Source organism: Caulobacter segnis (genome assembly GCF_031454995.1).
GTDB classification, from domain to species: Bacteria; Pseudomonadota; Alphaproteobacteria; order Caulobacterales; family Caulobacteraceae; genus Caulobacter; species Caulobacter segnis_E.
Window position 1 is genome coordinate 149,832 of sequence record NZ_JAVDRV010000008.1, and the last position, 24,253, is coordinate 174,084.

27 protein-coding genes and 1 riboswitch are annotated in these 24,253 nt (G+C 69.3%); of the genes, 17 read left to right on the forward strand and 10 right to left on the reverse strand.

Features of this window, described 5'->3' with window-relative positions:
- Positions 1-37 precede the first annotated feature (37 nt).
- From J2728_RS20820 to J2728_RS20865, 10 genes are all read left to right on the forward strand, one after another.
- Positions 38-727, forward strand: coding sequence for a Tat pathway signal sequence domain protein (locus J2728_RS20820; RefSeq protein ID WP_310002088.1), 690 nt, complete (start codon positions 38-40; stop codon positions 725-727).
- Positions 724-2,526 (forward strand): arginine--tRNA ligase, encoded by a 1,803-nt coding sequence (gene argS / locus J2728_RS20825; protein WP_310002089.1) that lies wholly within the window; start codon positions 724-726, stop codon positions 2,524-2,526. Before J2728_RS20820 ends, argS begins: the two co-directional genes overlap by 4 nt.
- 76 nt (positions 2,527-2,602) lie before the next feature.
- Positions 2,603-2,693, forward strand: a riboswitch (glycine riboswitch).
- 136 nt (positions 2,694-2,829) lie between these two features.
- On the forward strand, positions 2,830-3,969 hold the full coding sequence (gene gcvT / locus J2728_RS20830; RefSeq protein WP_310002090.1) for a glycine cleavage system aminomethyltransferase GcvT: 1,140 nt from the start codon (positions 2,830-2,832) through the stop codon (positions 3,967-3,969).
- A gap of 16 nt (positions 3,970-3,985) precedes the next feature.
- Entirely contained in the window at positions 3,986-4,351 is a 366-nt protein-coding gene (gene gcvH / locus J2728_RS20835; RefSeq protein WP_310002091.1) for a glycine cleavage system protein GcvH, read from the forward strand.
- Between the two features lie 28 nt (positions 4,352-4,379).
- Positions 4,380-5,726 (forward strand): aminomethyl-transferring glycine dehydrogenase subunit GcvPA, encoded by a 1,347-nt coding sequence (gcvPA, locus tag J2728_RS20840; protein ID WP_310002092.1) that lies wholly within the window; start codon positions 4,380-4,382, stop codon positions 5,724-5,726.
- The gene (gene gcvPB, locus J2728_RS20845; protein ID WP_310002093.1) at positions 5,723-7,300 is read left to right on the forward strand and encodes an aminomethyl-transferring glycine dehydrogenase subunit GcvPB; all 1,578 of its coding nucleotides are present in this window, start codon (positions 5,723-5,725) and stop codon (positions 7,298-7,300) included. Before gcvPA ends, gcvPB begins: the two co-directional genes overlap by 4 nt.
- A 131-nt stretch (positions 7,301-7,431) precedes the next feature.
- A complete protein-coding gene (locus tag J2728_RS20850; protein ID WP_310002095.1) occupies positions 7,432-7,851 on the forward strand; it encodes a hypothetical protein in 420 nt (139 codons plus the stop codon).
- Complete coding sequence (locus tag J2728_RS20855) at positions 7,848-8,291, forward strand: hypothetical protein (RefSeq protein WP_310002096.1); 444 nt, start codon at positions 7,848-7,850, stop codon at positions 8,289-8,291. The genes J2728_RS20850 and J2728_RS20855 overlap by 4 nt, the downstream gene beginning before the upstream one ends.
- Before the next feature lie 172 nt (positions 8,292-8,463).
- Positions 8,464-8,814, forward strand: a complete 351-nt coding sequence (locus tag J2728_RS20860; RefSeq protein ID WP_310002097.1) for a YciI family protein — start codon at positions 8,464-8,466, stop codon at positions 8,812-8,814.
- A gap of 201 nt (positions 8,815-9,015) precedes the next feature.
- Positions 9,016-10,044, forward strand: coding sequence for an RNA polymerase sigma factor (locus J2728_RS20865; RefSeq protein ID WP_310002098.1), 1,029 nt, complete (start codon positions 9,016-9,018; stop codon positions 10,042-10,044).
- A 7-nt stretch (positions 10,045-10,051) separates the two neighbouring features.
- On the opposite strand, the gene J2728_RS20870 is transcribed toward J2728_RS20865, so the two are convergent.
- Positions 10,052-11,386, reverse strand: a complete 1,335-nt coding sequence (locus tag J2728_RS20870; protein WP_310002099.1) for a dihydroorotase — start codon at positions 11,384-11,386, stop codon at positions 10,052-10,054.
- 64 nt (positions 11,387-11,450) lie between these two features.
- Entirely contained in the window at positions 11,451-12,617 is a 1,167-nt protein-coding gene (locus J2728_RS20875) for a glycosyltransferase family 9 protein (protein ID WP_310002100.1), read from the reverse strand.
- Between the two features lie 109 nt (positions 12,618-12,726).
- Here J2728_RS20875 and ygfZ point away from each other — a divergent pair, with 109 nt between their 5' ends.
- Complete coding sequence (ygfZ, locus tag J2728_RS20880) at positions 12,727-13,521, forward strand: CAF17-like 4Fe-4S cluster assembly/insertion protein YgfZ (protein WP_310002101.1); 795 nt, start codon at positions 12,727-12,729, stop codon at positions 13,519-13,521.
- On the opposite strand, the gene J2728_RS20885 is transcribed toward ygfZ, so the two are convergent.
- Positions 13,518-13,940: a hypothetical protein gene (locus tag J2728_RS20885; RefSeq protein WP_310002102.1), complete on the reverse strand. Its 423-nt coding sequence runs from the start codon at positions 13,938-13,940 to the stop codon at positions 13,518-13,520. The two genes, ygfZ and J2728_RS20885, sit on opposite strands and share 4 nt — an antisense overlap.
- Positions 13,941-14,067: 127 nt before the next feature.
- Between J2728_RS20885 and J2728_RS20890 the strand changes: the two genes are divergently transcribed.
- On the forward strand, positions 14,068-14,661 hold the full coding sequence (locus tag J2728_RS20890) for a DNA-3-methyladenine glycosylase I (RefSeq protein WP_310002104.1): 594 nt from the start codon (positions 14,068-14,070) through the stop codon (positions 14,659-14,661).
- Positions 14,662-14,692: 31 nt separating this feature from the next.
- On the opposite strand, the gene J2728_RS20895 is transcribed toward J2728_RS20890, so the two are convergent.
- From J2728_RS20895 to J2728_RS20920, 6 genes are all read right to left on the reverse strand, one after another.
- Positions 14,693-16,072, reverse strand: coding sequence for an MFS transporter (locus tag J2728_RS20895; RefSeq protein WP_310002105.1), 1,380 nt, complete (start codon positions 16,070-16,072; stop codon positions 14,693-14,695).
- A gap of 63 nt (positions 16,073-16,135) precedes the next feature.
- Positions 16,136-16,645 (reverse strand): helix-turn-helix transcriptional regulator, encoded by a 510-nt coding sequence (locus J2728_RS20900; protein ID WP_310002106.1) that lies wholly within the window; start codon positions 16,643-16,645, stop codon positions 16,136-16,138.
- Positions 16,646-16,655: 10 nt separating this feature from the next.
- Complete coding sequence (locus J2728_RS20905; RefSeq protein ID WP_310002107.1) at positions 16,656-17,282, reverse strand: cytochrome b/b6 domain-containing protein; 627 nt, start codon at positions 17,280-17,282, stop codon at positions 16,656-16,658.
- Entirely contained in the window at positions 17,269-17,505 is a 237-nt protein-coding gene (locus J2728_RS20910; RefSeq protein WP_310002108.1) for a hypothetical protein, read from the reverse strand. Before J2728_RS20910 ends, J2728_RS20905 begins: the two co-directional genes overlap by 14 nt.
- A 98-nt stretch (positions 17,506-17,603) precedes the next feature.
- Complete coding sequence (locus tag J2728_RS20915; RefSeq protein WP_310002110.1) at positions 17,604-18,188, reverse strand: hypothetical protein; 585 nt, start codon at positions 18,186-18,188, stop codon at positions 17,604-17,606.
- A gap of 57 nt (positions 18,189-18,245) precedes the next feature.
- On the reverse strand, positions 18,246-19,148 hold the full coding sequence (locus J2728_RS20920; protein ID WP_310002111.1) for a glycoside hydrolase family 16 protein: 903 nt from the start codon (positions 19,146-19,148) through the stop codon (positions 18,246-18,248).
- A gap of 65 nt (positions 19,149-19,213) precedes the next feature.
- Here J2728_RS20920 and J2728_RS20925 point away from each other — a divergent pair, with 65 nt between their 5' ends.
- Both J2728_RS20925 and J2728_RS20930 read left to right on the forward strand, forming a co-directional pair.
- Positions 19,214-19,861 (forward strand): ribonuclease HII, encoded by a 648-nt coding sequence (locus J2728_RS20925; protein ID WP_310002112.1) that lies wholly within the window; start codon positions 19,214-19,216, stop codon positions 19,859-19,861.
- Between the two features lie 167 nt (positions 19,862-20,028).
- The gene (locus tag J2728_RS20930) at positions 20,029-21,105 is read left to right on the forward strand and encodes a site-specific DNA-methyltransferase (protein WP_310002113.1); all 1,077 of its coding nucleotides are present in this window, start codon (positions 20,029-20,031) and stop codon (positions 21,103-21,105) included.
- A gap of 99 nt (positions 21,106-21,204) precedes the next feature.
- Here the strand turns inward: J2728_RS20930 and mutY are convergent, their stop codons facing one another.
- Positions 21,205-22,284, reverse strand: coding sequence for an A/G-specific adenine glycosylase (mutY, locus tag J2728_RS20935; protein WP_310002115.1), 1,080 nt, complete (start codon positions 22,282-22,284; stop codon positions 21,205-21,207).
- Positions 22,285-22,332: 48 nt separating this feature from the next.
- On the opposite strand from mutY, the gene J2728_RS20940 reads away from it, so the two are divergent.
- The 3 genes from J2728_RS20940 to J2728_RS20950 all read left to right on the forward strand — a co-directional run bounded on the left by J2728_RS20940 (position 22,333) and on the right by J2728_RS20950 (position 24,252).
- Positions 22,333-22,875 carry a DUF721 domain-containing protein gene (locus tag J2728_RS20940; protein WP_310002116.1) on the forward strand — a complete coding sequence of 181 codons (543 nt, stop codon included), beginning with the start codon at positions 22,333-22,335 and terminating at the stop codon, positions 22,873-22,875.
- 136 nt (positions 22,876-23,011) lie between these two features.
- Positions 23,012-23,629 carry a DsbA family protein gene (locus J2728_RS20945; protein WP_310002117.1) on the forward strand — a complete coding sequence of 206 codons (618 nt, stop codon included), beginning with the start codon at positions 23,012-23,014 and terminating at the stop codon, positions 23,627-23,629.
- A complete protein-coding gene (locus J2728_RS20950) occupies positions 23,629-24,252 on the forward strand; it encodes a thioredoxin domain-containing protein (RefSeq protein ID WP_310002118.1) in 624 nt (207 codons plus the stop codon). Before J2728_RS20945 ends, J2728_RS20950 begins: the two co-directional genes overlap by 1 nt.
- Position 24,253: the final 1 nt, after the last annotated feature.

The following is a 24,253-nucleotide window of genomic DNA, read 5'->3' on the forward strand; positions in this document are numbered from 1 at the left end:
CTCCGCTTGGCTCTGTCTTCTTTGCACCGGACGTTTCATGCGCCGCAATTTCACGCTCGCCCTCAGCGCCCTGATGGCCGTTTCGATCGCCGCGACCACGGCGACGGCCGCTTACGCCCAGCGCGGTCCTGGCGGCGACCAGGGCGGCGGCGACGATCAGGCCGCCAAGAAGAAGAAGCGCGACGAGGAATGGAACCAGCCCAAGGCGCCGCTGCAGCAGCTGCGCAACGCCGGCCCCTGCCCGTTCGTGAAGGTGCTTTACGACGCTAGCCGCTATGTCGAGTTCAAGGACGGCAAGGAGTCGGCCTCGCAGGCGGGCTTCACCGGCGAGATTCAGAGCCTCGCCTCGGGCTGCGCCTACAAGAGCGACGAGCCGATCAAGATTCGTGTCGAGGCGCTGTTTCAGTTGGGGCGTGGCCCCCAAGCCGAGGGCGACAAGCACGTCTATCGCTACTGGGTGGCGGTCACCGAGCGGAACCAGGCCGTGATCGCCAAGGAATATTTCGACCTGCCCGTGACCTTCCCGGCCGGCCAGGATCGCGTCTACGCCACCGAGACCATCGAGCAGATCACCATTCCGCGCGCCGACGCCAAGGTCAGTGGCGGTAACTTCGAGGTCCTCATCGGCTTCGACGTGACGCCTGAGATGGCGGCCTTCAACCGTGACGGCAAGCGCTTCCGCGTCCAGGCCGGTCAGGTTCAACCAGGGACTTCCACCAAGCAATGAACGATTTGAAGCGGTCCTTGAGCGAGGCGGCTTCGGCCGCGTTCCAGGCCGCCGGACTTCCTCCCGAATTCGGACGCGTCACCGCGTCCGACCGTCCCGACCTGGCCGATTTCCAGTGCAACGGCGCCCTCGCGGCGGCCAAGAGCGCCAAGCGCAACCCGCGTGAGATCGCCACCGCCGTGGTCGAGATCCTGAAGGCCGACCCGCGTCTGGCCTCGGTCGAGATCGCCGGCGCCGGCTTCATCAATCTTCGCGTCAGCGACGAGGCCCTGTCGGTCCGCGCGCGCGAGATCGCCGCCGACGCCCGGACCGGCGCCCAGGTGCTGGACGCCCCGCGCCGCGTGCTGATCGACTACGCCGGTCCCAACGTCGCCAAGCCGATGCACGTGGGCCACCTGCGGGCCTCGATCATCGGCGAGTCGATCAAGCGCCTGTACCGCTTCCGCGGCGACGAGGTTCTGGGCGACGCCCACTTCGGCGACTGGGGTTTCCAGATGGGCCTCTTGATCAGCGCGATCCTCGACGAGGACGCCGCGATCGCCGCCCTGGTCGAAAAGCTGCCCGAGACCGCCGCTGGGGCCGACGCGGCCGACGTGGCCGCGCTGAACGCCGAGCTCGACGCCCGCGTCAGCCTGGCCGACCTCGACCGCATCTATCCGGCCGCCTCGCTGCGCCAGAAGGAAGACCCCGCGTTCAAGGAGCGCGCCCGCAAGGCGACCGCCGAGCTGCAGAACGGCCGCTACGGCTATCGCGTGCTGTGGAGCCACTTCGTCAAGGTCAGCCGCGTGGCCTTGGAGCGCGAGTTCCACGCCCTGGGCGTGGATTTCGACCTCTGGAAGGGCGAGAGCGACGCCAACGACCTCATCGGGCCGATGGTCGATCAGCTGGAGGCCAAGGGCCTGCTGGTCGAGGACCAGGGCGCCCGCATCGTCCGGGTCGCCCGAGAGGACGACAAGCAGGACGTGCCGCCGCTGCTGGTGGTCTCGTCCGAGGGCTCGGCGATGTATGGCACGACCGACCTGGCCACGATCCTGGATCGCCGCCAGTCGTTCGACCCGCACCTGATCCTCTACTGCGTCGACCAGCGCCAGGCCCTGCACTTCGAGACCGTGTTCCGCGCCGCCTATCTGGCCGGCTACGCCGAGGAAGGCTCGCTGGAGCACATCGGTTTTGGCACCATGAACGGGGCCGACGGCAAGCCATTCAAGACCCGCGCCGGCGGTGTCCTGAAGCTGCACGACCTGATCGAGATGGCCCGCGAAAAAGCGCGCGAGCGGCTGCGCGAAGCCGGTCTTGGCGCCGAGTTGTCTGAGGAGGCGTTCGAGGAGACCGCCCACAAGGTCGGCGTCGCGGCTCTGAAGTTCGCTGACCTGCAGAACTTCCGCGGGACGTCCTACGTCTTCGACCTCGACCGCTTCACCAGCTTCGAGGGCAAGACCGGGCCGTACCTGCTGTACCAGTCGGTGCGCATCAAGAGCGTGTTGCGCAAGGCCGCCGAGGCCGGCGCGACCGCCGGCGAGATCATCGTCGGCGAGCCGGCCGAGCGGGATCTGGCCATGCTGCTCGACGCCTTCGAGGGCGCGCTGCAGGAAGCCTATGACAAGAAGGCCCCGAACTTCGTGGCCGAGCACGCCTACAAGCTGGCCCAGTCGTTCTCGAAGTTCTACGCCGCCTGCCCGATCATGAGCGCCGACAGCGACGCCCTGCGGGCTTCGCGCCTGGCGCTGGCGGAGACGACCCTGCGTCAGCTGGAGCTGGCCCTGGACCTGCTCGGCATCGAGGCGCCGGAGCGGATGTGACGACCAGTCCCTTCCCCCGGGAAAGGGGGAGGGGAGTTGGCCGTTGACTCTCGACCTCGGCTCCCGCATTGAGCCGAGGACCCTCGCGGGAGACATCGGGATTCGCTCCCGAGGCCGAAGGCGCAACCGCCCCGGAAACGCTCAGGCAAAAGGACCGCGCGAGTTTAGGAACGCTGGAAAGAGGCCTCCCGAAAGGGCGGCTCGCCGAAGGAGCAAGGGACGGAGCGTCCCGGAATCTCTCAGGCCCAAGGGACAGCGGGGGCGCGACCAACCGGCGGAAGCCGGTCCCGTCGCCGACCTCGTTTGGAGCCCATCGCGTTGTCCGACCAAGATCTCAAGAAGACCCCGCTCTTCGACGCCCATGTGGCGGCGGGCGCGCGCATGGTGCCGTTCGCGGGCTATTCCATGCCGGTGCAGTACAAGGACGGGGTGCTGAAGGAGCACCTCTGGACCCGTGAGCACGCCGGCCTGTTCGACGTCTCGCACATGGGCCAGGCCCGCATCCGCGGCGCCAATGGTGAAACAAGCCCGGCCAAGGCTTTCGAGAAGGTCGTCTCGGCCGACTACCAGGGCCTCAAGCCCGGCAAGCAGCGCTACGGCGTGCTGCTCAACGCCCAGGGCGGCATCGTCGACGACCTGATGACCGCGCGCCCGGACGAGGACGGCCTGTTCGTCGTCGTCAACGGCGCCTGCAAGGACAACGACTACGCCATCATCGCCCGCGAACTGGCCGGCGAGGCCACGGTGACCCGCCTCGAGGACCGCGCGCTGCTGGCGCTGCAGGGCCCCGAGGCCGCCGCCGTGCTGGCCGCCCACGTCCCGGAAGCCGCTCAGATGGTGTTCATGGACGCCAAGGCGCTGACCGCTTTCGGCGTCGATGCGATCATCTCGCGCTCGGGCTACACCGGCGAGGACGGCTACGAGATCTCGGTCCCGGCCGATGCGGCCGAACGCGTTTGGAATACGCTTCTGGCCGACGAGCGCGTCAAGCCGATCGGTCTGGGCGCCCGCGACAGCCTGCGCCTGGAAGCCGGTCTGCCGCTCTACGGCCACGACCTGGACGAGACCGTCTCGCCGATCGAGGCGGGTCTGAACTTCGCCGTCGGCAAGTCGCGCCGCGAGGCTGGCGACTATCTGGGCGCCGACCGCATCGCCAAGGAACTGGCCGGCGATCTGTCGCGCGTCCGCGTGAACCTGAAGGTGCTGGAGGGCGCTCCGGCCCGCGAAGGCGCCGAGATCGCCGACGAAGCCGGCGCCGTGATCGGCAAGGTCACCAGCGGCGGCTTCGCCCCCAGCCTGGGCTATCCCATCGCCATCGGCTTCGCTCCGCCGGCCTACGCCGCGATCGGGACGAAGTTGAAGGTCATCGTTCGTGGCAAGGCGGCCGCCGCCGAGGTGGTCGCCAGCCCGTTCGTTCCGAACCGTTACGTCCGCAAACTTTAATCCAAGGGCCCCCGAGATGCGCTTCACCAAAGATCACGAATGGGTCGTCGTCCAAGGCGACGTGGCCACCGTCGGCATCACCGCCTACGCCGCCGAGCAACTGGGCGACGTGGTGTTCGTCGAGGTTCCGGAAGCCGGCAAGACCGTCAAGCAAGGCGATGGCCTGGCCGTGGTCGAGAGCGTCAAGGCCGCCTCGGACGTCTACGCCCCTGTGTCGGGCGAGGTGACCGAGGGCAACACCGAGCTCGCCGACGCTCCCGAGACGGTCAACGCCTTGCCGGAAAGCGGCGGCTGGTTCGCCAAGATCAAGCTCTCGAACCCGGCCGAGGTCGACGCCCTGATGGACCGCGACGCGTACGAAGCGTTCCTGGCCACGCTGTAATTCTTCCGCCTCTCCGCGAAAGCTGACCATGCGCTATCTCCCCCTGACCCCCGAAGACCGCGCCGAGATGCTCGGCGTGATCGGCGTGAAGTCGATCGACGACCTGTTCGTGGACGTGCCGGCCTCGGCCCGCCGCGACGCGCCGGTCGACCTGCCCCACCACGCCGGCGAACTGGAAGTCGAGCGGGAGATGGCCGCTCTGGCCAAGCGCAACCGCGCGGCGGGGGAGGGGCCGTTCTTCTGCGGCGCTGGCGCCTATCGCCACCACGTGCCGGCCACGGTCGACCACATCATCCAGCGGTCGGAGTTCCTGACCAGCTACACGCCCTACCAGCCGGAAATCGCCCAGGGCACGCTGCAGGTGCTGTTCGAGTTCCAGACCCAGGTCGCGGCCCTGACCGGCATGGAGGTGGCCAACGCCTCGCTCTATGACGGCTCGACCGGCGCGGCCGAGGCCGTGATGATGGCCCAGCGCGTCACCCGTCGGAACAAGGCGGTGATGTCGGGCGGCGTTCACCCGCACTACGTCGGCGCGATCGAGACCCTGGCCCACGCCGCTGGCGTGACGACGGCCCGGATGCCGGCCGCGATCGACGCGGAGGACGCGGTGATCGCCGCGATCGACGCCGACACCGCCTGCGTCGTCGTCCAGACCCCGAACGTCTTCGGCACGGTCACCGACGTGACCAAGATCGCCGAGGCGGCCCACGCCGCCGGCGCGCTGCTGATCGTGGTCACGACCGAAGCGGTCTCGTACGGCCTGCTAAAGTCGCCTGGCGAGATGGGCGCCGACATCGCCGTGGCCGAGGGCCAGTCGATCGGCAACGGCCTGAACTTCGGCGGTCCTTACGTCGGCCTCTTCGCCTGCAAGGAAAAGTTCGTCCGCCAGATGCCGGGTCGCCTGTGCGGCGAGACGGTCGACGCCGACGGCAAGCGCGGTTTCGTGCTGACGCTGTCGACCCGCGAGCAGCACATCCGTCGCGACAAGGCGACCTCGAACATCTGCACAAACAGCGGCCTGTGCGCCCTGGCCTTCTCGATCCACATGAGCCTGTTGGGCGAGGCCGGCCTGCGCAAGCTGGCGGCGCTGAACCATCAGAAGGCGATCGCCCTGCGCGACGCCCTGGCGGCCGTGCCGGGCTTCGAGATTCTCACGCCGCGCTTCTTCAACGAGTTCGCCGTCCGCGTTCCGGGCAAGGCCGCCGAGCTGGTCGAGACCCTGGCCAATCATGGCGTGCTGGCCGGCGTGCCGTTCTCGCGCCTCGACGCCGGCGCGGGCATGGACGATGTCCTGCTGGTCGCCGCGACCGAGACGACCCTGGATATCGACATCACTTTCCTGACCAAGCTTCTGACCAAGGTGGTGGGCCAATGAGCATGAACAACGTCGGCCGCCCCACGCGCCCCGAAGCCGCGAATGATGCCCCCACCGCCCACGAGACCCTGACCGGCGGCCGCGGCCTGCTGCAGGACGAAGCCCTGATCTTCGAACTGGACGGCTGGAACAAGACTGGCGTCGACCTGCCGGACGCCGCCGCCCCGTCGGACGACCTGGCCGGCGTGCTGCGGTCCGAGCCGATCGGCCTGCCGGGCCTGTCGGAGCCGGAAGCCGTGCGTCACTACGTGCGCCTGTCCCAGAAGAACCACGCCATCGATCTGGCGCTGTATCCGCTGGGCTCGTGCACGATGAAGCACAACCCGCGCCTGAACGAGAAGATGGCGCGCTTGCCGGGCTTCTCGGACATTCACCCGCTGCAGCCCACCTCGACGGTGCAGGGCGCTCTGCAGCTGATGGACCGCCTGGCCCACTGGCTGAAGACCCTGACCGGCATGCCCGCCGTCGCCCTGAGCCCCAAGGCCGGCGCCCACGGCGAGCTGTGCGGCCTCTTGGCCATCCGCGCCGCCCACGAGGCGGCCGGCAACGGCCACCGCAAGACGGTCCTGGCCCCGACCAGCGCCCACGGCACCAACCCGGCCACGGCGGCCTTCGTCGGCTACACCGTCGTCGAGATCGCCCAGACCGCGGACGGCCGCGTCGATCTCGCGGACCTCGAGGCCAAGCTCGGCGACCACGTGGCCGCGATCATGGTCACCAACCCCAACACCTGCGGCCTGTTCGAGCGCGACGTTGTCGAGATCGCCCGCCTGACCCACGCCGCCGGGGCCTACTTCTACTGCGACGGCGCCAACTTCAACGCCATCGTCGGCCGGGTGCGGCCGGGCGACCTGGGCGTCGACGCCATGCACATCAACCTGCACAAGACCTTCTCGACGCCCCACGGCGGCGGTGGTCCGGGCGCGGGTCCGGTGGTGTTGAGCGAGGCCCTGGCCCCGTTCGCGCCGACCCCATGGCTGACCCACGGCGAAGACGGCTTCGATCTGGCCGAGCACGCCGGCCAGGAGGGCGCCAAGACCGCCTTCGGCCGCATGAGCGCCTTCCACGGCCAGATGGGCATGTATGTCCGCGCCTACGCCTACATGCTCAGCCACGGCGCCGACGGCCTCAAGCAAGCCGCCGAGGACGCGGTGCTGAACGCCAACTACATCAAGGCGCGTCTGAAGGACGTGATGAGCCCGGCCTTCCCGGACGGCCCGTGCATGCACGAGGCCTTGTTCGACGACAGCTGGCTGGAAGGCACGGGGGTGACCACGCTCGACTTCGCCAAGGCGATGATCGACGAGGGCTTCCACCCGATGACGATGTATTTCCCGCTGGTGGTGCACGGCGCGATGCTGATCGAGCCGACCGAGACCGAGAGCCGCCACGAACTGGATCGCTTCATCGCCGCGCTTCGGGCGCTGGCGGGCGCCGCCAAGGCGGGCGATACGGAGCGTTTCAAGGGCGCGCCGTTCCACGCCCCGCTCCGGCGCCTGGATGAGACCCAGGCGGCCCGCAAGCCCCGGTTGAGGTGGAAGCCTGTGGCCGCGGCGCCACTGGCGGCCGAATAGCATTTTCCACACCCCCCTTGCGACCAGAGGGCGCCTTTACGGCGCCCTTATCGCTCCACATATCGGAGGAGCGCGTCGGGGTTGGCTGGATGTTCCAGGGAGCATGCGTCGCGCAAGCTCGTTGTCCTCCCATGACCGCCTTAGTCCTCGCCATGCCGCGCGCCCACCGCACCGCCGATGATCTCGCCCGTGAGCTCGTCGCGCGTTTCCTACGCGTGATCCTGGTCGCGCTTGGCGTGTTGCTGGTCATCGGCGGCATCGTGATCGCGCCGCTGCCAGGACCCATGGGCCTGCCGCTGACGGTCGTCGGCCTGATGCTGGTGCTGCGCAACTCCTTCAAGGCCCGCAAGCAGTTCGTGCGCTTTCAGCATGCTCACCCGAAGCTGATCTTCCCGCTGCGCCGCCTGCTGCGCCGCGAGCCCGAGGTCGTGCTGGTGGCCTGGCAGCAGGCTCTGCGCGTCGAGCGCTTGATCGTACCGCGCCGCTGGCGCGTCGCCATCCGTTGGCGCAAGTCGCTGAAGCGTCGGGCCGCGAGGCGCAACGGACAGTGAATTCAACGGTCGCGACGATCGACGTCAAGCACAGGGTCCGACGTCGCGCGCGCTTAGCCCTGCTGCTGCGCGAGTCGGCGGCCCGCGCGTTTCGCTGGATCGCCATCGGCTTCGGAGCCCTGGTGATCCTGGCGGGCGCGGTGCTGACGCCGCTGCCTGGGCACGTAGGCCTGCCATTGCTGGTCATCGGACTGATGATCGTGCTGCGCTACTCGTTTCAGGCGCGCAAGACCTTCATCCGCTGGCAGCGACGCCACCCCAAGCTGGTGTTTCCGATTCGCCGCCTGATGCGTCGCGAACCCGAGGTCCTGCTGGTTGTCTGGCAGCAGATGCTCCGCACCGAGAAGCTGGTCCTCCGAAGGGCCCGCTGGCGTCTGCTCAAGCGCACGCGCAAGCGTGTAAAGCGGTACGTCACGCGCAAGCGGGCCAAGGCGGCTTGACGGCCGAACGGCGATCGCCGAAGCCCGAAAATCGACGCCGATCTCGATAGGGGCGAAGAGGCGGCTTACGCCCCCTCGACATTTTTCTCGGCCGCCTGTCGAATCCCGATGAGCCGGCGCGTCTCTCGAGCGAAGCGCCGCGATGGTCGCGGGCTCGACGGGAGACATCGCCATGCAATACGCCCTGCTGATCTTCGAAGATGAGACCGCCCTCCGCGAGGACCGTGGCCGCGCCTGGGAGGAGATCCTGGCCGCCCACCAGGCCTTCGCCGGCGAACTGGCCTCCAAGGGGATTCTCAAGGGCGGCGCCGGACTGAAGACCAGCGACACGGCCACCACCGCCCGCAAGAGCTCCGGCCAATACGCCCTGCACGACGGTCCGTACGCCGAGGCCCGTGAACAGCTGGGCGGCTTCTACATCGTCGAGGCCGCCAGCCTCGACGAAGCCCTGGCCCTGGCCAAGCGCGTGCCCTTGGCCGGCGACGGCTCGGTCGAGGTGCGGCCGCTGATCGACGAGGACTAAGACCTGGCCCCGCTGGACCAGACTTTCCGGGAGACCGGGGGCCGGATCGTCGCCGCCCTGGCGGCGGCGTTCCGTGACCTCGACATCGCCGAGGAGGCCTTCGCCGACGCCTGCGCCAAGGCCGCCCAGGTCTGGCCGGCGGCCCCGCCACTGGATCCCGCCGCTTGGCTCTACGCCGCCGCGCGCCGGCGTGCCTTGGATATGATCCGTAGACGGATTGTTCGGCGAAGACTGGTCCCCGACCCGCCCGAACCGGAGCCCTCGATCGAGGCGAGGCTGGCCTCGGACTCCCGCCTGATCCCCGACGAGCGCCTGCGGCTGATCTTCGTGTGCTGTCACCCGGCCGTCGCGCCCGACGCCCGCGCGGGCCTAACCTTGCGGCTGGTCTGCGGGCTGTCGGCCCAGGAGATCGCCCGGGCCTTTCTGGCGTCAGAGCCCGCCATGCTGCAACGCCTGACGCGGGCCAAGCGCAAGATCGCCGAAGCTGGCGTGTCGTTCGAGGTCCCCGGCCCCGAGGCCTGGCCTGAACGGTTGGCGGCCGTGCTCGCCACCCTCGATGTCGCCTACGCCCGCGCGCACGAGGACGCGGCCGGGGCGGGGCCCCACGCGGGGTTCGCCCAGGAGATTCTGGAGCTGACCACCGTTCTGGTCGAGCTGCTGCCGAATGAGCCCGACGCCTTGGCTTTCGCGGCCCTGGTCCGCTACGCCGAGGCCCGTCGCGCCGCGCGGCTCGACGTCGAGGGCGCGATGGTCCCGCTGGATCGCCAGAATCCAGCCCTTTGGCGGCGCGATCTGATCTCCCAGGGCGAGGCCTTGCTCCGCCGAGCGGGAGGCTTGGGGCCGCCGGGACCGATCCAGTTGCGCGCCGCCCTGCACGGCGCCTGGTGCGCACGACAGACGCTGGACGAGGCGCCGCCCTGGCCCGCGATCCTGTCGCTGTACGACGCCCTGCTGAGTTTCGGCGAGGACCCGTTCGCGCGGGTCAACCGCGCGGTGGCCCTGGCGGAGGTCGCTGGACCCGTGGCGGGACTCGCGGATTTGGACACGTTGGACGCCGAGCGGATGGCGGGATTCCAGCCCTTCCACGCCGTGCGGGCGGACCTGCTGGCGCGCCTTGGACGGCGGGAGGAGGCCTTGAGCGCCTACGACCAGGCCCTGGCGTTGGATCCGGCGGAGGCCGAGAGGCGCTGGTTGATCCGTAGGCGGACGGATTGCCTCCAGACTGCCTGAGGCGCCGCTAACCCGCCAGCGTCTCCAGGAACCGCACCGGCTCGCCGCGGCCTTCGGCGATTACCTCGTCGTCGCGCATGACCACGATGCCGCGCACGATCGTCGCTTTGGGCCAGGCCTTGGCCTCGAAGCCGTCGAACGGGGTCCAGCCCGAGCGGGTGGCCATCCAGTCGTGGGTGATGACGCGGCGCGCCTTCATGTCGACGATGGTGAAGTCGGCGTCGAAGCCCTCGGCGATGCGGCCCTTGTCGGCCAGGCCGAAGATGCGGTTCACGCCGTGGCTGGTCAGGTCGACGAAGCGCTCCAGCGAGAGCTTCCCGTCGACCACGTGGGTCAGCATGATCGGGACCAGGGTCTGGACGCCCGGCATGCCCGACGGCGAGGCCGGATAGGGGCGGGCCTTCTCCTCGCGGGTGTGCGGGGCGTGGTCGCTGCCTAGGACGTCGGCGACGCCGGTGTCGACCCCGCGCCAGATGCCGGCCACGTGGTCGGCGGAGCGGATCGGCGGGTTCATCTGGGCGAAGCCCTTCAGGCGCTCATAGGCCTCGGGCGCGACCAGGGTCAGGTGCTGGGGCGTAACCTCGACGCTGGCGACGTCCTTGTTCTGGGCCAGGAAGTCGATCTCTTCCTTGGTGGTCACGTGCAGCACGTGGATGCGTTTGCCGAGGCTCTTGGCGATGCGAACCAGGCGGTGGGTCGACTGCAGGGCGGCCTGGGCGTCGCGCACCTCCGGGTGGCTGGTCCAGTCGCCGGGGCGGGCCAGGCTGCGGCGCTCGGCCAGGCGGTACTCGTCCTCGGAGTGGAAGGCCGCGCGGCGGTTCACGTGCCGCAGCACGTTCTCGACGCCCTCGTCGTCCTGCACCAGCAGGCTGCCGGTCGAGGCGCCCATGAACACCTTGATGCCGCAGCAGCCGGGCAGGCGCTCAAGCTCGCCCAGGAAGGCGGCGTTCTCGTGGGTGCCGCCGACATAGAAGGCGTGGTCGGTATGCATCCGGCCCTTGGCGCGCGAGAGCTTGTCGGCCAGGGCGTCGGCGTCCGTGGTGGTCGGCTCGGTGTTGGGCATCTCGAAGACGGCGGTGACGCCGCCCAGGGCCGCGCCGCGCGAGCCGCTTTCCAGGTCTTCCTTCCACTCCAGGCCCGGCTCGCGGAAGTGGACCTGGCTGTCGATGACGCCCGGCAGCACCGTCAGGCCGGTGGCGTCGAACACCTCGCCGGCGCTGGCCTGGGACAGGTCGCCGATCGCGACGATCTTGCCGCCGCGCACGCCGATGTCGGTAAAGCCCCGGCCGGCGTGGTTCACCACCTCGCCGCCGCGCACGATCAGGTCGAAGGTCTGGGTCATGGGGCGGCTCCTCGCGATGGTTCGAGGCGATCTAGGGCCGCCCCACGTCCGAGGCAACCCGGAACTAGCCGGCGTCGCGCTTGGTCGCGCGCTTCCCGGTGGTGGCCTTTCTGGCGGCCGAGGGCGCGGGCGGCGCCTCGGCCAGGGTTTCGGCCTCGACGTCTGGGGGGGGCGCGTCGACGTCCTGGATGGGCTCACCCCACGGCGAGGTCTCGGTCTCGGCAGGCTCGACCACCGCCTCGGGCGCGGAAACCTCGACCGGCGTCGCCACGCGCGCCAGCAATTCCTTCGCCGCCCGGACCACGGTGGTCACCGGCAGATCGCTCATATGGCGGATGGCCTGGGAGAGCGCGGGATCGACGGCCATGAACTGTTGGAAGGTTCGCGGGCCGCGCACGGCGACGGTCTTGTCGCCCCAGGGGCCATAGCGACGCTCGTCCGAGGGACCGAACAGGCCCACGGTCGGGCATCCAGCGGCGGCGGCGATGTGCATCAGGCCGGAGTCGTTGCCGATGAACAGGCTGGCGCGCTTCAGGCAGGCAAAGGCGGTCAGCAGATCCACCTTGCCGGTCAGGTCGATGGTGCGGCCGCGGGCCGAGGCCATGCGCAGCTCCTCGACCATGCGGGTGTCTTCCGGCCCGCCCAGGATCAGCAGCCGGCCGCCAGCCAGCGGACCGTCCTTGTCCAGCAGCTGGGCGGCGGTCTGGGCGAAGCGCTCGATCGGCCAGACCTTGCCGATCCAGTTGGCGGCGGGGCCCACGGCCAGGATCGGACCGCCGGCGCCGAGCAGCTCGTCGGCCAAGGCCTCGACCTCGGGCGTGATGTAGAGATAGGGCGCGGGCGGCTCGCCCTCGAGCTTCAGGACGCGGGCGGTCTCGACCACCTTGTGCACCGGCTCGCCGGGTGTCTTCTTCCAGATCGCCCGCTTGTCGCGGCGTAGGAAAAGGGCGGTGGCCGAGCCTCGCAGGTCGACGACCAGGCCCCACTTCTTGTGGCGCACCTGGTTCCAGAGCTTGAACCAGTGGCCCTTGCCCTTGCCCTTCTCCATCACGATCACGCGGTCCAGGCCCGGCACGTGCGCGAACAAGGGCGCGGCCAGAGGGCCGGCGACGATGGTGAAGCGCGCGTTGGGGATTTGATCGGAGAGAAGTTTGATCAGGCCGGACGAAAGCACCGCGTCACCGATGCGGGTCGCCGTGATGAAGAGAATCGGGAAGGCCCGCTGTGTCATCGGTCCATCTATAGGGCCGTCGGCGAGTCGGCGCATCCCACGTTAACACTTCAGCTTTCCGCGAAGGTCGGGACTGGCGCGAGCGTCGCCTCGGCGCCACATCTGCGGCATGAGCAGTCCCGTTGTCGCCCGCCTGACCTCCCGCGCCGTCATCGCCGTCTCCGGCCCCGACTGGAGAAGCTTCCTGCAGGGCTTGCTGACCCAGGACGTCGAGACCCTGGCCCCGGGCGAGCTGCGGTTCGCGGGCCTGCTGACCCCGCAGGGCAAGCTGCTTCACGACCTGTTCGTGGCGGGAACCGGGGACGGCGCGCTGCTGGACGTCCAGGCCGACCAGCGCGACGCCCTGCTGCAGCGCCTCTCCATGTACCGCCTGCGCGCCAAGGTGATGCTGGAGGCCAGCGATCGCCCGGTGCTGGCGGTGTTCGGCGGCGAGGTCGCGGGCGAAGGCCTCTATGCCGATCCGCGCCTGCCGGCCCTGGGCGCTCGCGCCTATGACGATCGCGCCGCCACCGCCGATGAGGACGCCTATGACGCCCATCGTCTGGCCCTGGGCGCCCCCGGCCCTGGCGACTGGGGCCAGGAGAAGACCTATCCGATCGAGGCCAATTTCGACCTGCTGGCCGGGATCGACTTCAAGAAGGGCTGCTTCGTCGGCCAGGAGACGACCAGCCGCATGAAGCGGCGCGGGACGATCAAGAACCGCATGCTGCCGATCACCTTCGACGGCCCGCCACCGGCCTTCGGGGCCGAGGTGCTGGCGGGCGAACTGCGGGCGGGCGAGGTGCTGGGCGGGCGCGACGGCCGGGCGCTGGCCTTGCTGCGCCTGGACCGCATCGACGGCGCCGATCTGACGGTCGAAGGTCGGCCGGTCGCGGTGGACCGGCCGACCTGGATGGCGCTCTAGCGACAGCGGCGGTAGCGGTCCGGCGAGGCGCCCGGACCACCGCGCCAACCGGGCGGGTTCTCCCAGTTCGTGCCGGGGCCGCCACGGGGACCGGGCGGGTTGTTGTCATTGTCCAGCCAGCACCGGGCGGCCTGGTTCCACCAGCCGTAGCGCGGGTGATAGTAGCCGTAGGCCGGGTGGTAGTAGTAGCCGCCGCGATAGATGAACTCGATCCGCTGGCCATGCCAGTGGTAGTAGCGCCGGTCCGGCGAGGCGCCGGGGCCGCCGCGCCAGCCGGGCGGATTCTCCCAGTTCGTGCCAGGTCCGCCGCGCGGCCCAGGCGGGTTGCCGTCATGGTCGTGGCGCTGAGCCAGCACCGGCGTCGCGACGGCCACGGCGCCCGCCATCGCGAGCACGGCCAAGGTCTTGAGGCGCTTCATGGGCGTCTCCTTCAGATGGTCTAGTCCCTCGGACTATTGAACGCGACGGCGCGGCCAATCCGTCGCGAGTCCAGCAATGTTCCTGAAAAGTTCTGGTCAATCGCCGTCGTTATGCTAGCGTCACCACATGACCGAACCGATCCGATGCACCTGGCGCGGCATGAACGGCGACCCGTTCTACGAGGCCTATCACGACCGCGAATGGGGCGTGCCCGAGTGGGACAGCCGCGCCCTGTGGGAAAAACTGGTGCTGGACGGTTTCCAGGCCGGCCTGTCGTGGATCACCATCCTGCGCAAGCGCGAGGCCTTCCGCGCGGCCTTCGCGGATTTCGATCCGGAGAAGGTCGCCCGCTTCGATGAGACCGACCGCGCCCGGCTGATGGCCGACGCCGGCATCATCCGCTCGAACGGCAAGATCGACGCGGCGATTTCGGGCGCGCGGATCTATCTCGACATGCGCGAGCGCGGCGAGGATCTATCGACCTTCCTGTGGGACATCGTGGGCGGCGCGCCGATCCAGAACGCCTGGGAGAGCGGCGCGCAGGTCCCGGCCCAGACTCCGCTGGCCGTCGACATGGCCAAGGCGCTGAAGGCGAAGGGCTTCAAGTTCTGCGGCCCGGTGATCGTCTACGCCTTCATGCAGGCCACGGGCATGGTCAACGACCACTTCGTGACGTGCTTCCGTCATGAGGAATGCAAGGCGCTGGGACACCGCCATTGACCGGGCGGCGGCGGCGAAACCACCGGGAGGACTAGGCTGCCCCGGCGGCCTGACCTTGGGCGTATGCCGCCGACAGCCGCCGATAGGCGCTGGAGCCGAAGGCCAGCAGCGTCACGACGACGCCGATCACGCCCGACACGGTGAAGACCAAGGCGATGCCGCGGTCCGCGCCGCGTCCGAACCAGTCGCCGATGGCCATCGCGCCCGCGCCGTTCGTCATGAACGGGATCACGACGAACTGGGTCAACGGCCCGATCAGGAAGGCCGTCAGCGGCGAGGCGGCCTGCTCGACCGACTGGGCGAAGCCGAACACCCGGCCCTGACGCTCCAGGGGCACCACCTTCTGCAGCGTTGTTTGCTCGGCCGCCTCGGCGTAGGGGCCCAGCGCCATCCACACAAGGCAACCAAGGGTCAGCAGCACGATGGACGGCTTCAGCGTGAAGACGCAGCAGGCCGCCCAGGCGGCCAGATTGACCAGCAGCAGGGTCCGCAGCGGGTTCGCCCCCAGCCCCGTGCGGCTGATCGCGATCCCGCTGGCGATGAAGGCCACCGACAGGGCTCCGAACAGCAGTCCCCAGGTCTGGACCGAGACTAGTGACAGCCCATAGGCGTCCAGCAGCGCCATGAACACGCCGCCCAGGAAGTTGTTGAAGCAGGCGAAGAAGATCAGGGCGAACAGCCCCGGCACGGCGGCGATCACGCGAATCGTGCCGGCCAGATCGACGGTCCGGGGGGCCGCGGGCGCGTCATGGGCGGGCTCGGCGCGCGGCTCGTCCACCGACACGGTCGCCAGATCGACCAGGGCGATGGCGGTAAACGCGAGGCCGAAGATCAGGGCGTACAGCATGCCGCCCCAGGCGACCAGGAAGCCGCTGATCACCGACGTCACCAGAAAGCCGACCCCGCTGACCATGCCCACCAGGCCGTTGGCGCGGTCACGGCGATCCTCCGGGATCAGGATCGTGACGAGGGTCGGCAAGGCGATCGCGCGGACATTGCCGGCGATCACGCCAAGCATCGTGAAGCCGATCAGCGCCCACAGCCAAGGGGCGTCCACCCGGGCGAAGGCCCCCTCCGGCGCCAGCCGCTGGACCACGAACGCCAGGCTGTAGAAGCCCAGCGAGACGAGGCTCGACCCCAGCATGGCGACCTTCTTCCGGTGATGATCGACCAGGCTTCCGAACCAGATGCCGCATGCCGCCGTCAGCACCAGATTGAGGCCGGCGACCATTCCGGTGGCGAAGACCGACTTCGTCTCCAGATAGACGTAGAAGGTCACCGCGAACCACATCGTGAAGTTCGTGATGTTGGCGACCAGGTTGTTGGCCAGCAAGCGATGGAACGGGGTCACGAACGGCGTCTCGGTGAAGGGACCGGGACCCTGCCAGCCGGCGCCGACGGACGCAATCATCGGCCGGCCCGCTGACACCGGCTGATGGCCGCGCCCCGTTCGACGGATGAACCGGCCCGTCGCCTAGGGAGCGCTGGGCCTGGAGCCCGTCTCCACCAGCTCTTCCATGAACAGCGCCATCAGCGCCGATTGCGAGCGCACGCCGGCCTTGGCGTAGACGCGGGTCAGCTGAGCGCGGACGGTGCCGGCGGCGGCGCCGCGCAGGGCGGCGATCTCGGCGACGTCGCAGCCCTTGAGCGCGAAGAGGGCCACATCCGCCTCGGCCGCCGTCAGCCGCCAGTCCGAAAAGCGCAGGCGGGCGAGGTCGGCGAGCGCGCCCTTGGCGGCGGCCACGGCGGCCTCGTCCTGGCGCGCGCGCAGAACCAGCCACCGCGCCTGGGCCGCGCCGAACAGCACGCCGGCCAGCAAGGCCAGCGCCGCGCCGCCCTCGGCCAACAGGTGCGAGCCCATGCCGGCGACGCGCACGTCGCCGGTGAAATCGACCAGGAAGAACAGGGTGGCGGCGAGTTGAAGGATCACGATGATCGCGATCATCGTGATCCTGCGTTCCAGAGCTCGCCGCCGCTTGATCATCCAGGAAGACTTACCGCCGCCCCGGAAGCATCGCCAAGACAATCCGCCGACCGCCGCGCCGTGTCTCGAACACCACGCCCGCGATATGCAGGAGGATCAGGACGTAGAGCAGGTTGACGGCGGTCTCGTGCACCTCGGTCAGCGGCCCCTCCTCATGCTCTTCGCCGCCCTCGCGGCTCTCCCCCTCCTCGTGCTCTTCGCGCTCGAGGCGCTCGGCGGTCGCGGCGGGCGGCGCGGCGCCCGGCTCGGCTTGGGGCTTGGCCGGCGCGCTGGCCATCAGCACGCCCGTGACGACGATGACCGCCAGCACGCTCCAGATCGCATAGACCATCAGAGCGCCCAGCGGATTGTGCGAGGCGTGCTCGCTACGCTTGCCCGCCGCGATTTCGCGGATATGCACCAGGGCGCGGGCGGGGCTGGGCGGAAAGGCCGAGAAGCGCGCCTCGGCCGGACCGATGACGCCCCAGATCAGGCGTAGGGCCAGGGTGCCGGCCAGGGCGTAGCCGACCCAGACGTGCGCCGTCGATCCTTCCTCGGTGATCAGGGCGTTGGCGAGGACCGCCGCCACGATGGTCCAGTGGGTCAGCTTGACCACCGGGTCCCAGCGACGAGGCGGGACGGCCTCAGTCGCGGTCATGACGTCGATCCTTGTCGTGCTTGTCGCCTTCCGCCTTATCGTCGCGGTCTTCGGATGCGTGGCGCGTCTCGTGATCCTTCGTCTTGGCCGGCGGAGGCTTGGTGGCCTTCACCGACGGCGCAGCGGCCTTGGGCGGCGCCGGCTTCGCCTCGTCCGCCCAGGCGGGCGCGGCGAAGGACAGGATCAGAAGGCTGGCCCCGAGGGCGGCTGAGCGGCTGGTCATTGGCGGTTCTCCCGTGCTGATGACGGAAGAAAACCTGAGCCGGGTCCGACGACACGACCATCGGCGGGCGGCTTACGCGGCCCGCCATAAGCCGCCGCTTACGACGCCCGCGCCTCGGAGACCTGGCAGGTCCAGCTGTCCCAGGGACCGGAAGCTTGGCCAAGATTGATCGCGGCGAAGATCATCTTGCCGCCAGGGGGAATGGTTCCGGACGCGACGCCAGAGACCGTTCCGGCCTTCGCGCGCCCCTTGGTCATCCGGCAGGAGAGGCGCGGGTCGGCGATCGGCAGGCCCGAGACGTTGGTGGCGCCGCCGGTCAGCAGCACGTCGCCGGCCTTGTTCCGGAAGGCCTGAACGCCATCCAGGATCAGGAAATGTTCGGGGCGCGCGCGGACCTGGGCGGGGTCGGGCAAGGCGCGCACGGCGGGCGCGAGCCTGGGCCGCGGCGGCGGGGCCTCGGCCTTGGGACGCGAGACCGCGATCAGAGCGCCGCCGCCCAGGAAGACGACCAGGAACATCGCCAAGGCGCGCCCCGAGGTCGCGACCAGCGCCCAGCGCGCCTGAGGGCGAAACACGAAGACAAAGGCCGCGACGGAGGCCAGAAGCCAAAGAATGGGCAGGGCGCTGGTCACGAACCGCATCAACGAAAGTCCCTTCAGGCCACGCTTGGCCAAGTGAGGCATGGAGAGCGGGGCTCCGCGCCTTTTGCAAGCCCCGAGCTCCAGGCCCGCCCCGCTATTCTAGCGCTGGCTGACCCGAACCCAGTCGACTTCCATCGTCGCCGGCAAGGCCGCCTCGTCGACGCCCTTGGCGTTGACGCTTTCCGGCCAGTTCCCGCCGAACGCGAGGTTGAGGATCAGGTGGAAGGGGCGGTCGAACGGGGATGGGCCGGCTTCGGCGTCGTCGCGCTTCCAGTCCTGGGGCGTGACCCGGGCGTACTCCTGGCCGTCGACGAACCAGGCGATCGCCTCGGGCGTCCACTCGACCGCATAGACGTGGAAGCCGTCCGCCGAGGGCGGCATGACCGTGTTTCCGCCCGCGCGCCGGCGCGCGCCGGCGCCGTCGCCGGCGAAATGGATGGTCCCGAACACGCGGTTCTCGCGGCCGCCCTCGCACGCGCCGTCGACCGGCTCGCAGGGCGCTCCCAGGTTCACCGTCTCCAGGATGTCGATCTCGCCCGACCTTGGCCAGCCGCCGTAGGTCGACAGCTCCGGCATCATCCAGATCGCGGGCCACACGCCCTGGCCGCCGGGAACCCGCGCCCGCGCCTCGATCCGCCCGTAGAGCCAGTTGGCCTTGCCTTGGGTGAGGATCTTTCCCGAGGCGTAGTCGCCGGTCTTCATGGGCCCCGTGGGGCCCGCCCAGGGGTTGGCCAACCCCTTGGTCTTGCGCTTGACCACCGTCAGGCGCAGCACGCCGTCCTTGACCGAGATGGTCTCGGGACTGGCGGCGTAGCACTGGCGCTCCTCGTTGCCGCCGCCGCCGCAGTCGGTGGCCGGGGTCCAGCGGGTCTCGTCCAGCCTGTCGCCGTCGAATTCGTCGGCCCAGACCTGTCGCCAGCCGTCCGCCTGGGCGAGGACAGCGGTCGGCGCGAGGACGACGAGGAGAGCCAGGACGGCGGCGGTCGATCGGAAGGCGCGCATGCGGCCAGCCTAGTCCGGCCCGCCGGACATTCCCATCCCGCCCGAACCGGCATAAAGACCAGATCATGCGGCCCGGACCCGACATGATGCTTGAGATGGCCTGCGGACAGGGGCCTGTCTGCGGGGTGGACGAGGCTGGGCGCGGGCCCTGGGCCGGTCCGGTCAGCGCCGCGGCGGTGATCCTGGATCCCGACCGGGTGCCCAAGGGCCTCAACGATTCAAAGAAGCTCTCGGCCAAGGCCCGCGCGGCCCTGGAGGAGGAGATCAAGGCCGTCGCGATCGCCTGGTGCGTCGACATGGCCTCGATCGAGGAGATCGCCGAGTACAACATCCTTCACGCCACCGGCCGGGCGATGTGCCGGGCCATCGAGGGCCTGTCGGTGACCCCCGCCATCGCCCTGGTGGACGGCAACTACCGCTTCCCGCTGCCGTGCGAGATCAAGACGGTGGTCAAGGGCGACTCGCTGTCCTGCTCGATCGCCGCCGCCTCGATCCTGGCCAAGGAGGCCCGCGACCGGCTGATGATCGAGATGGACGCGGTCTATCCCGGCTACGGCTTCGCCAGCCACAAGGGCTATCACGCGCGGATCCACGTCGAGGGACTGGTCAAGCTGGGCCCCTCGCCGATCCACCGCCTGGGCTGGGCGCCGGTGAAGGCCGCGCTGGCGGGCGAACTGAACCTGCGGCTGCCGTTCGAGGACGCGGCCGAGTAGCGCGCTTTCCGATAAGTGTGAGCGGTTATCGGATCGAAAAGCGCGCTCATATTCAAAGCTAGAGCCCCGAGGGCTCTAGCTTCGTTTACGTCTCGCTAACCACGTCCATACACACCGCGTTTACTAGAAAGACTCATGATTCCGTTCTCTTTCTTGAGGACGCGGACATGACCTTCGGGCCGGAAACCATCATCCTGGGCGACTGCATCGAGCAGATGAACGCCCTGCCGGAGAAGTCGGTCGACCTGATCTTCGCCGATCCGCCCTACAATCTTCAGCTGGGCGGGGACCTGCTGCGTCCCGACAACTCCAAGGTCGACGCGGTCGACGACCATTGGGACCAGTTCGAGAGCTTCGCCGCCTACGACAAGTTCACCCGCGAGTGGCTGAAGGCCGCCCGCCGTGTTCTCAAGGATGATGGGGCGATCTGGGTGATCGGCAGCTACCACAACATCTTCCGCGTCGGCGTCGCCGTACAGGACCTGGGCTTCTGGATCCTGAACGACATCGTCTGGCGCAAGTCCAACCCCATGCCCAACTTCAAGGGCACCCGCTTCGCCAACGCTCACGAGACCCTGATCTGGGCCTCCAAGAGCCAGAACGCCAAGCGCTACACCTTCAACTACGACGCCCTGAAGATGGCCAATGACGAGGTGCAGATGCGCTCGGACTGGACCATCCCGCTGTGCACCGGCGAGGAGCGGATCAAGGGCGCGGACGGCAACAAGGCCCACCCGACCCAGAAACCGGAAGCCTTGCTCTACCGGGTGATCCTGTCGACCACCAAGCCGGGCGACGTGATCCTGGATCCCTTCTTCGGCGTCGGCACCACGGGCGCGGCCGCCAAGCGCCTGGGCCGCAAGTTCATCGGCATCGAGCGCGAGGCCGAGTATCTGAGCCACGCCAAGGAGCGCATCGCCAAGGTCGTTCCAATCAACCCCAATGACCTTGAGGTCATGGGCTCTAAGAGGGCCGAGCCGCGCGTGCCATTCGGCACCATCGTCGAGGCCGGCCTGCTCTCGCCCGGCGACACCCTCTACTGCGCCAAGGGCGAGCGGATCGCCAAGGTGCGCCCGGACGGTTCGATCACGGTCGGCGACCTTTCGGGCTCGATTCACAAGATCGGCGCCCTGGTCCAGTCGGCCCCGGCCTGCAACGGCTGGACCTATTGGCACTTCAAGACCGACAAGGGCTTGGCCCCGATCGATGTGCTGCGCGCCCAGGTCCGCGCGGGGATGAACTAGACCATGCTGGAGAGCAGGGCGTCGGCGTAGGTCGACGGCCAGGCGGCCCGAGAGGGTCGCCTGGCTGATCCGCGCGCGGATCGCCTCCACGTCGGGTCGCTAGAGCAGCCGCTCGGCCGCTCGCGCCGCCTTCAGGAACACGCTGGGCAACGCGCCGAGGCCCTCGCGCCGGGTCCAGACGAAGTCACCGCCGTCAGCGTCCCCATTTCCCGCCCCGTCGGCCGCGAACACCCGCAGCGTCAGCGAGAAGTGCGTGAAGACGTGCTCGACCGCGCCGAGGTCCCGCCACGCGCCGGCGACCGGCGCGGCGGCCCTCGCGTCTGTGTCGTCATAGGGGGCGGCCCGCCACTCCGAGGTCGGCAGGCCCAGCATCCCGCCCAACAGCCCTTTCGGCGGTCGGCGGACCAGCGCCACCGCGTCGCCGCGCGTCAGCACGTAGGCGACGCCATGCCGTCGCGGGCGGTCGGCCTTCTTCGTCTTCCTCGGATAGGTCTCCGGCGCGCCGGTCTTGAAGGCCTCGCACCAGGCCGAGACGGGACAGAGGTCGCACAGCGGCCCCTTCGGCTTGCAGACCGTGGCGCCCAGGTCCATCAGCGCCTGGGCCCAGTCGCCGGGGCGCTCGTCGGAGACGAGCTCGCCGGCCAGGGCCTTCAACTCCGGCTTGGCGTCGGGCAGCGGCGTCTCGACGGCGAACAGGCGCGACATCACCCGCTCGACATTGCCGTCGACGACATTGGCGGCGCGGTCGAAGGCGATCGCCGCCACCGCCGCGGCGGTATAGGCGCCGACGCCGGGCAGGGCGCGCAAGCCCTCCTCGGTGTCCGGAAAGACGCCGCCGTGCTGGTTGGCGACGGCCCGGGCGCAGGCCAGGAGGTTGCGGGCGCGGGCGTAGTAGCCCAAGCCCGCCCAGGCCGCCATCAACTCGCCGTCGTCCACGGCCGCCAGGTCCAAGACCGTGGGCCAGCGCTGGGTGAAGCTCAGAAAGTAAGGGGCCGCGTGCGGCACGGTGGTCTGCTGCAGCATCACCTCCGACAGCCAGACGCGGTAGGGGTCGGACCGCGCGCCCGCGCGGCGATCGCTCGGCGAGACCCGCCAGGCCAGTGTCCGCGCCTGACGGTCGTACCAGGCCAGCAGGCTCGAGCGGAGGGCGGCGCGATCAAGAGAGACGCTGGCTTTCATCGTCCCTTCGCCTACCGCAAGCGGGGCGCCTCGTGCTAGCTTTCCGTTATGGCCCGCCGTCCCTTGCCCTCGCCGGAAGAAGCGCTCGCGATCCTTCGCCAGAAGCGGACAAAGCCCCAGCGCCGCCCGCCGCCGCCCGCCGGCAAGAGTCTGGCGCCGCTGCTGAAGGATCTGGAGACCCGCTTCGGCCAGGGTCCCGCCGCGCTACAGACGCGCTGGCGCGAGATCGTCGGCGACACCCTGGCGAGACGCACCGAGCCCGTCCGCGTCATCAAGGGCCGCAATGGCGAAGGCGGCGCGCTGGAGCTGCGGGTCGATGGGCCCATGGCCTCGCTGATCCAGCACCAGGCGCCGCAGATCACCGCCCGGTTGGACATGTTGCTGGGCAAGGGCGTCGTCACCCGCCTGCGCATTGTCCAGGGCCCGGTCAAGGCGGCCGCCGCGCCTGTCTCCCAGCGTCCGCGCCGCAAGCCGCCGCTGGACGCGGCCTTGGAGAAAGAGCTCGCCGACAGCCTGGCCGAACAGCCCGACGGCGGGCTGAAACAGGCGCTGCTGAAGCTGGGCCGCGGGGTCCTCTCCTCGAACCGCTGAGCCCACGCGCGGCAGCGGTCCAGACCATTGACAAGCGCCGCGTGGTCGCGCTCTTGCCGTAGTCCGCGTCCAGCCCTTTTCCCTTCGAAACGAGAATCGGGCTTAAGTTTCCAACCGACCGCCGAAGGGCCATTTGATGCGTTCGCTGATCAGCAGAGTCACCCTTGTCGCCGCGCTCGCCGCCGGCCTCGCCAGCTGCGGTCCCAAGGGCGAGACCGTCACCGCCGACGACATGACCCAGGGCAATCCCAACGCCAAGGTCACCGTCGTCGAGTACGCCTCGGCCTCGTGCAGCCACTGCGCCGAATGGAACGAGGATGTATATCCGGCCTTCAAGGCCAAATACATCGACACCGGCAAGGTCAACTACGTCTATCGCGAGATTCTGACCCCGCCGCAGGAAGTGGCGGCCGCTTCGTTCCTGATGGCCCGGTGCGCTGGCAAGGATAAGTACTTCCAGGTCGTGGACTCGGTCTATCGCGCCCAGCACCAGATGTTCCAGACGGGCCAGTTCCGCGAAGGCCTGCTGAGCGTCGCCCAGTCGGCCGGCATGAGCGAAGAGCAGTTCAACGCCTGCGTGAGCGACGAGAAGGCGCTGAAGGCGCTGAACGACCGCGTCGAAAAGTACAGCAAGGAAGCCAAGATCCAGGGCACCCCGACCTTCGTCGTCAACGGCAAGAAGGTCGGTTCGGAAGAGGGCGGCGCGCGCACCCTGGCCGAGCTGGACGCGGCCATCGCGGAAGCCTCGAAGTAATGACGCTGGACCGGCGCGCGCTGTTGATCTCGGGGCTGGCCGCCCCCGGCCTCGCGCTTGGGGGCGCGCCGGCCGTCGCGCGCGCCGCGCCCCTGCCGCCCGTCCCGGGCGAGATGACGCTGGGCTCGCCTACCGCGCCGGTGCAGCTCGTGGCCTACGCCTCGGCCAGCTGCCCGCACTGCGCCCACTGGTGGACGCAGGTCCTGCCGCTGGTCCGCGAGCGCTTCGTCGACACCGGCAAGGTGCGGTTCGTGTTCCGCGAGTTCCTGACCCCGCCAACCGAGTTCGCGGCCGCCGGGTTCATCCTGGCGCGCCGGATTCCGGGCAAGTACTTCGAGGTCCTGACCACCGTCTTCCAGCGCCAGGAAGAGATCTATCGCAGCGAGAAGCTGTGGGAGGGCCTGCAGGCGATCGGCAAGCAATACGGCCTGACCGACGCCCAGTTCGCCGCCGCGATGAACGACCAGGCCGCGCTGAAAGGGGTCAATGACCGCTTCTTCCGGGCGCTGAACCAGGAGAACATCGAGGTCACCCCGACCTTCTTCGTCAACGGCGCGCCGATCGAGGGCGACACGGGCTTCGACGCCCTGGCGAAGGCCTTCGCCGTCGCGGCGAAGGGCTAAG